The organism is Erythrobacter sp. CCH5-A1 (assembly GCF_001557115.1).
Lineage (GTDB): Bacteria > Pseudomonadota > Alphaproteobacteria > Sphingomonadales > Sphingomonadaceae > Erythrobacter.
In genome coordinates, this window is sequence record NZ_LSKQ01000306.1 from 1 (window position 1) to 427 (window position 427).

The 427-nt window shown below is 61.4% G+C and carries 1 protein-coding gene; it reads left to right on the forward strand.

The window, feature by feature from the left end:
* Positions 1–276 precede the first annotated feature (276 nt).
* A partial coding sequence (locus tag AX708_RS18700; RefSeq protein WP_067490607.1) for a Flp family type IVb pilin occupies positions 277–427 on the forward strand: 151 nt, incomplete at its 3' end.

Below are 427 nucleotides of genomic sequence, written 5' to 3' on the forward strand. Positions count from 1 at the left end.
GCGATGACCAACCTCGGCTCGACCCTCTCGAGCACCTTCACCAACGTGAACACCAACATGTCGAAGGGCACCGCGTAAGCGATCGCCTAAGGCAAAAAGAACGACGGCGGGGAGCGATCCCCGCCGTTTTTCTTTGTCTGCGCGGCAGGGCTCCGGTGTTTCCCTTAGGAGCTCGCAAGCCCGCTCGAAACGATATCAGGTCCATCCACTCACCTAGCCGACCGCCCCGGAGACCGTCCGGATCGCGGATTCTGGCGGTGATGCAGGAGACCCAGCATGTCCTTCTTCCGTTATCTCGCGCGCGACGAACAAGGCGCGACCGCTATCGAATATGGCCTGATCGCAGCCCTTATCGCGGTCGCCGCGATCACGGCGATGACCAACCTCGGCTCGACCCTCTCGAGCACCTTCACCAACGTGAACACCA